The 7,639-nt window shown below is 40.6% G+C and carries 6 protein-coding genes; 4 read left to right on the plus strand and 2 right to left on the minus strand.

Features of this window, described 5'->3' with window-relative positions; genetic code table 11:
* From N7974_RS19615 to aqpZ, 4 genes are all read left to right on the plus strand, one after another.
* A partial coding sequence (locus N7974_RS19615; protein ID WP_262967229.1) for a DUF2293 domain-containing protein occupies positions 1 to 680 on the plus strand: 680 nt, incomplete at its 5' end.
* Between the two features lie 429 nt (positions 681 to 1,109).
* Positions 1,110 to 2,390, plus strand: a complete 1,281-nt coding sequence (locus N7974_RS19620) for a globin domain-containing protein (protein WP_262967230.1) — start codon at positions 1,110 to 1,112, stop codon at positions 2,388 to 2,390.
* Between the two features lie 64 nt (positions 2,391 to 2,454).
* Entirely contained in the window at positions 2,455 to 4,134 is a 1,680-nt protein-coding gene (locus tag N7974_RS19625; RefSeq protein WP_262967231.1) for an FAD-binding oxidoreductase, read from the plus strand.
* A gap of 1,032 nt (positions 4,135 to 5,166) precedes the next feature.
* The gene (gene aqpZ, locus N7974_RS19630; protein ID WP_262967232.1) at positions 5,167 to 5,856 is read left to right on the plus strand and encodes an aquaporin Z; all 690 of its coding nucleotides are present in this window, start codon (positions 5,167 to 5,169) and stop codon (positions 5,854 to 5,856) included.
* Positions 5,857 to 6,215: 359 nt separating this feature from the next.
* On the opposite strand, the gene N7974_RS19635 is transcribed toward aqpZ, so the two are convergent.
* Both N7974_RS19635 and N7974_RS19640 read right to left on the minus strand, forming a co-directional pair.
* Positions 6,216 to 7,199: a hypothetical protein gene (locus tag N7974_RS19635; protein ID WP_262967233.1), complete on the minus strand. Its 984-nt coding sequence runs from the start codon at positions 7,197 to 7,199 to the stop codon at positions 6,216 to 6,218.
* 79 nt (positions 7,200 to 7,278) lie between these two features.
* Positions 7,279 to 7,515: a GlsB/YeaQ/YmgE family stress response membrane protein gene (locus tag N7974_RS19640; protein ID WP_262967234.1), complete on the minus strand. Its 237-nt coding sequence runs from the start codon at positions 7,513 to 7,515 to the stop codon at positions 7,279 to 7,281.
* Positions 7,516 to 7,639 lie beyond the last annotated feature (124 nt).

Genomic DNA, 7,639 nt, shown 5'->3' on the forward strand with positions numbered 1-7,639 from the left:
GAACTCCAGGCAATTTTTTTAAGCTTGCCAAAATACGAGTCCACTCTTCATCACTTAATTTTATCCGCTTCATTTCATTCAAAATGGCTTATTCTACCGGATTGGTGAAACGTCAACAGAACCTAGATCACTTGATATACCTTCAACGAGGCGATGTCGCACTAACACTGCGTAGCAGAAAATATTCAAACCTATCGGCAGTTGTGGTGAGGTTTAGCCGCTCACGCCATAGGTACGAGCGTCAGGGATTACTCGTAGAGTCTGAAGCGCTCATAAGAGCAGAGAAAGAATGCGAATGCGATGCGGCAGATAGAAAGATTTCGCGAGAGCGGGCTGTTATAGTTCGTGAACAAGCTGATAAAGAATACGTTACGCAGTTTTCAAAACAAATCAGCATGCAGTATCCTGGTTGTCCAACTCAAGAAGCTGAAGCTATTGCTGAGCATGCTTGCCAGAAATATAGTGGGCGGGTAGGTCGATCTTCTGCGGCGAAGGCGTTCGATGCAGAAGCCATCGAACTAGCCGTGAAAGCACATGTTCGCCACAAATATACACACTACGATCAGCTTTTATCTAATGCATGGGAGCGAACTGAAGCAAGATCTGCCATCACTGAGAAGTTGAGCCAGATTGTGAGCGAATGGAGCAGCAAATTGCCTGACAAACTACCTAAGACTTAGCCAAAAACACTTATTAGATTTATTAGTAAAGCCATCATTAATCATGAGTTAGACAAAATATCAAGTTCGGTTTTATACCTTGCCCATGGAGGAGTGTTCGGCGTCAATCATACTTGGTCAGTACTTCATTAAAAGCCTTCCTTGTCAAATAGCACTAAGGATTGTTATGATTAAATTATATTAATGATATTGCGATTTAAGGCTCCTGTATTTTGTCTTTTCAGAGCATCTTTTTTTATGCCATTTTAAAGCATCAGCATTTACGCTAGACTCAGATATTGGAGACACCATCAAATAACAATTAGAATGTGCAAGCTAGAGCAATGTAGCGTTATCCGATAATATTTTGGGTAGTGTTTATTGCCAATATTGCTCTCCAACATTGCACTTTGTGCGTAGCCTAAATGAAAGCAATGAGGAGAGCAGATAATGGGTAAATCCAATTCTGAAAAAAATAGCGGTAATAAATCCGGGAAGAATTCACAAAAACAGAAAACTCAGGCCCTGCCTGAAACTGTTGATGTTAGTGAGGAACACCAAATCCTGAAAACTACTGATACACAAGACAATACCCTAACAAAATCGAAAAATTTCGCGTTAAAATTCGCCATTTTTAAAGACAAGCTTAAGACGAATACTTATAGCCAACAAAATAATTCATCGCTCAAAGCTACTCCGGACAATCAAACAAACTCAGTTTCTGATGAAATAAGCGATCTGCAAACAACTACTCCAAAACCAACTCTCACTCCGGGTTCCGATAGCGAACACCTGCTACAGGAGAAGTGGGGCGCACGAGACAGAGCCTTAAATTTTTACGATAGGCAAGTTCTGGATTTCCTGGCACCAAAAATGCGGGAATTTATAGCACGTCAGGAATTTTTGTTTGTCGCGACAGCCGACCGTAACGGTGAATGCGACTGCACATCAAAGTTTGGCAACCCTGGTTTTATTCGGGTACTCAGCAATAAATACTTGATGTATCCTGAATATCGAGGCAACGGGGTATTCGCAAATAGTGGCAATATGACTGAAAATCCGCATATCGCCCTGCTGATGATAGATTTCACCAAAGATACTGTGGGGCTACATGTTAATGGTAAAGTCAAAATTATTTCCAATGATGAACTACTCCAATATACTGACAAACTGACTCAAGATGTTATTGAAGAAATCCATCTGGAAGGCAAAAAATGTCCCGAGCGCTGGATAATGATAGAAGTTGAAGAAGCCTATATTCAATGTTCCAAGCATATCCCCCTGATGAAAAAACTGGATAAAAAAATCGATTGGGGCACAGATAATATGGCTGCAAAAGGCGGAGATTATTTTCAACTAATGGATATTCCACTTTATGATCGCGTGGGCGGAGACAAAGCCATGGAAGTATGTGTGGATTTGTTCTATCAGAAAATTCTGCAAGATGATCTGGTCAGCCATTTTTTTCAGGATACTGACATGGTTAGCCAACGACTGAAGCAAAAATCATTTTTAGCAATGGCTTTTGGTGGGCCTTATCAATATTCAGATTTAGATCTGCGTGCTGTACATAAACCCTTACAAGAAAAATACGGATTATCAGACGAGCATTTCAACCGGGTTCTAGACATTTTTAGAGAAACGTTAATCGAACTGAATATTTCCACCAATGAGCTGCAAAGGATGATGGAAATCATGGAAAGTCTGCGTGACACCATATTAAATCGATAAGCGCACTGACAATTATCATAAGGCATGTCAATTTAATTAAAAAACCTGAGAGTGAGGTGTGATTATGATTAAAAATGGCGATTTGGAACAGGATGATAATTTATTTTGGCACCAAGCCTTTTTCTCCGATCAGAGGCCACAGCAGCCAATACAACCTGTCAAACATGGCGTTACCACTCAACACCCAGAAAAAATCAGTGATGCTAGCGAACTTTGGTTAAAACAATTGTTTGAAGGAAGACACATTGAACAAAATTCTGTGGATAAAATGTGGATCTACAAATCAGGCGTCCTTGTTGATGAAATTCCCCTCCAACATTTTGTACGAGAAACGATTATTGGCCGACATCCCGATGCCAACTTACAACTTGAAGCACCGGGAATGGCCATGTTTCATGCCGTTATATTGAATAGGGAAGGGAAATTCTATATTGAAAGCTTGGACAGTAACAACGGTATACTGATTAAAAATAAAAAACTGAAGCTCAATAAACCAGTTCAGCTTCATAATGGCGTGCAAATAGATATTCCCGGTTATCGACTGGAATTTTCTATCGCCAATACGCCAGGTTGTATTGATGATGCTGCTCTTGAAGCCGATGAACTGGATACCATACCGGATTTTTTCTATAAAGAGCCTCCTCCCCCGGTGCCCAGTCCGTTGTTGATTAATATGATCGAAAATCCGGGTCAACTAAAAATATGGAACGAAGGCATCACTAACCTTAAGGTTGTCGATATTATTGAAGAAACCCATGATTGCAAAACTTTTCGCCTGAGCGGTGAAGAACCACTGCTCTTTTACTATAAGCCGGGGCAGTTTATTACTTTTATACTGAAAATTGCTAATCAAGAAGTCAATCGCTCTTACAGTATGTCCTCCAGTCCTTCAAGGCCTCATTTATTGGAGGTGACTGTCAAAAGAATGCCGGGCGGACTGGTTTCAAACTGGTTTTGTGAGCATGTTAAAGTAGGTGACGTGCTAACCGTTAAGGGACCTGCCGGAAAGTTTACCTGTTTTAATTACCCCGCCAATAAAATACTGTTTATAGGTGCTGGTAGCGGTATTACGCCGATACTTTCCATGAGTCGCTGGATTGCAGACACCGCTGCGAACGTGGATGTCAAATTATTGGCTTCTTTTAAATCACCGGCGAACATTATATTTCGCAAGGAATTTGAAATGCTGTCAGCTCGTAACCGAAGTTTTGATATCGGAATAACGGTAACATCAGGATCGCACGGCACGGATTTCTGGACAGGATTAACTGGACGGATTAATGATCACATGCTGAACATGTTTGTTCCCGATATTCATGAACGCGATATATTTTTGTGTGGTCCCAAACCTTTTGCCGACAATATCAAAAAGTTATTGCGTGATATGGCGTATGACAGGTCACGTTTTCATACCGAAAGTTTTAGTTCTGGACGTTCTGTACAAGAATCTGGTGATATAGCAAAATCATTGCAACTGAAAGGCGCCTTACACAAAATCACTTTTACCCGATCAGGAAAAACAGTCGATACCGATGAAAATACAACACTGCTGGAACTGGCCGAAGCTCATGGCATTGAGATCGATTACAGTTGTCGCAGTGGCACATGTGGTGAATGCGAGGTTAAATGTAAAGGTAAGGTTAACGTTAGTCCATTTTGTGAAATTGATGCCAAAACCAGAAATGCCGGATTCATCTATGCTTGCAGCAGTACAGCCCTATCTGATCTTGAACTTGATATATGATAACAAACAACATTTATGAGCATCCTGAATTTGTAAGCTAAGATACAGTTTCAACTGATGACAGCAGACAGTTGACGGCCATCAACTGCCAGTCGCGGCTGACAGCTTTATGGCGATGAATATGGCAGAATGAAAGTGGGCAATATGCTATTAATTCAGATGGTACTATCGTGCTGTATTCTGTTTTGGCCCTTTGATATCCTTGCAAGCCACTAAATTCAAGGGACACTGTTTTTAACACTAGACATTTTGGCTCAAAATATCCAGCCATTGCTCATTTACTCGAACCATTTAAAACCTCGTTTTTCGGATCAACTAAGTAGTTGTACTAATAGTTTTTGTATTTCCAATCTGATTAAATTAAGTCTTAAGAGGTGTTTTAAGTGCAACAGTACTAAAAACGTACGCTAAGCAAAGCTATTGGCTTTTATAGCCAAAAAACATAGTTAACACTGTCTCTTAAGTAGATTAGTAGACAGCTTATCTATTAATGTGGTGAAAAACAATTTAGTAGACATGATTTCTTAGTGCTATTTCTGTGTCCATAAACTTTTATATCTTAGGCACTTATGGAATTTGTCAACCCACTTTTAGCGCTAACGTACGTTTTCCTCCTGTTGGACATCCCCATTGAAGTGCAAGGTGGGATTATGAAGGTATTTTAAACTTAAGCCTGAACTTCTAGCATTTGCTTGCGTGACTTCTGGTGAATTGACAGGATAAATGATAAAAAATTATCTGAAATATCATTTTGAACCCAAAGAGAGAACATGCAAAACCGGGTTTGAGTCTTTCCTCTCGACACATCGGACAGCGTCAATATTCATTTCCAGGGTGTCTAATGTCTAAATTTAGAAAATAACAAGATTTTACTAAATTGAATATTAGAGATAGAGGCCAGAATTAATTAAACGACATAATAAATACATGAGCTAAGAGTCCATCTTGATTGACTGGAGGATCAATGTTGATACATCAACTAAGGACTCTATATCTGGCGTAATTTTTGACTTAAAAAAACAGGGGAAAAATATGAAACAGTATAGTGCTGAGTTTATCGGAACATTTTGGTTGGTTCTTGGTGGTTGCGGTAGTGCGATTTTGGATGCCGCATTTCCCAGCCTTGGTATTGGCTTTCTAGGCGTTGCTTTTGCCTTCGGTCTAACCGTTTTGACCATGGCTTATGCAATAGGCCATGTTTCCGGTTGTCACCTGAATCCCGCCGTATCCATTGGACTTTGGGCAGGTGGCCGATTTCCAGCAGACAAACTTCTACCTTACATTATTGCTCAATGTTTGGGTGCGATAGTTGCAGGAGGAGTTTTATATCTTATTGTTAGCGGCAAAGCAGATTTTACTACTATCGGTGGTTTTGCTTCCAATGGCTACGGTGAGCATTCACCAGGCAGATACTCTTTATTAGCTGGACTGGTGACAGAAATTGTCATGACCATGATGTTTCTGTTCATCATCTTGTCGGTTACCCATAAAAATGCGCCAAGTGGCTTTGCTGGGCTTGCCATTGGTCTGGCTCTTACTTTGATCCACTTGATCAGCATCCCTGTTACTAACACTTCGGTCAATCCCGCAAGAAGTCTTGGCGTTGCAATCTATGCAGGAGATTGGGCATTAGCACAACTCTGGCTCTTTTGGGTTGCCCCAATTGCAGGTGCTTTACTGGGTGCAGTAATCTATCGCTTTATCAACAGTAATGAAGACTGATAACTTGTAGCAATTCTAATTATGGAAATATAAATAAAATCAAAAAGATAGCACTATAGTTTTGAAAATTTGTATGTGTTCTACCGCGATACTTGTAAAGTAATCGAAGAACCAAATGAATAATAATATTAGTACTTCTGTTTTATCAGTCTTTACGGCATCGGTGAAAAATAGGATTTTGTAGAATGAAAAACAGGCTTGTAAATTTAATTTAAAACATTATGATTTAAAAGTGTTTACTATAATGAGAATTGCTGGGCTATCAAGATTGCTAATAATGTTTTCATCACTGGTTTTCTTTTGTTTAAAAATGAAAAGGCCCAAACACTGTTGGGCATTTTTAATCAATTTACGGGCGATTAATATACTTTCATAATACCTCCCATGACTTGATAGTCATAGGATGAATTGCTGGTAACAGGAACTTCCAATGCACCCAGTAAATACCAGTTATCACCGACATGACTACGAAAACCAGGAGTGAGTGATACAAAAGTATTGCTGGTTGCCGCACGATTGTCTATTGGCTGGCTGAGATTGGTTGAAACATACCAGACCATATCGCCAAACGGGACAGCATCGTGAGGTGTGAAGTAATAACCTATTGCTAAATTGGCATCAAACGAACTACGCACTCCCGTTTTACTCAGTTCGCCTGCGTAGGGAATAGTAAAACCTGCTCCACCGCGAACCACCAAGCCTTTCCATGAATTATGCCAAAACTGATATTGCGGTGTAATCGACGCGACACCGTTGCCATTAATACTATTGCCGGTGGGCGTGCGGAAAGTGAGATTAAAAGATTGAGTAGTATTTTTGGATTCAGAAAGAATGATGCGGGGTGTGATTCTGAAATCGCCGAAGTTGGTTTGTCCATTAGCACCCGTGCTGGATGCCATAGGAATTTCAGTAATAACTTCAAGACGCTGGTTCAGCGGTGTGTAACTTATCAGGTTACCTGCATAGCTATCGCCGTTATTACCGTGTTGCCAACCGAAAGTAGCAATACTCAAACGGTAAAAAACCCCATCATACGCATTAATCCAGCCCTGACGCGGCGCACCGCCACCACCATTGGGCGGGCTGACCCACGGTTTCCCCCAGCCTTTGCTGAATATATTCTTATAAGAAAGGTTTTGCCAGTTTTCTGCGGCTTTGTCGCAATAAACATCGCCGGTGATGGATTCGATAGCGGCTTCTGCAAAACTGTAGTCTTTCGTTTCGGGTAACGTTTCAAAACTTTCTTTGGCGTTAGTGTCGCCACTGACTAAAAACAGGTTAAAACCAACGCATAAGGCGGTGAGTAAATTGCCTTGGGTTTTAGTGATTATTTCTTTTGTCATAATGTCCTTCAAAACAAGTTACGAAAGATACAGTGTCCAAACACTGTTGGGCATTTCAAATAGGGATTAACAGACTTTTTCAGCCGCGTTTGATTAATCTAATAACGAAAAGCAAGATTATCGCGCCTACCGTGGCAGTTACAATTGAGCCAATGAGTCCGATACCCACACTGATGCCAAAAAACCCAAATATATAACCACCCACAACCGCGCCGATAATCCCTACAATAATATCGCCGATAAGACCAAACCCGCCGCCTTTCATAACGATGCCAGCTAGCCATCCTGAGACTGCACCGATTGCCAATATAATCAATAGACATCTTTCCTAAATACAGCCATAGCGTAAGTTAACAAGAGCAGCCACTAAATTCCATGTCAAAGAGTAATGCTTGTGTTTGCCCCGATAAACATCTTTGGCAATCCTGAAAATTTTGCAT

The sequence above is a fragment of the Methylobacter psychrophilus genome (assembly GCF_025583945.1).
Taxonomy (GTDB): domain Bacteria; phylum Pseudomonadota; class Gammaproteobacteria; order Methylococcales; family Methylomonadaceae; genus Methylobacter_C; species Methylobacter_C psychrophilus.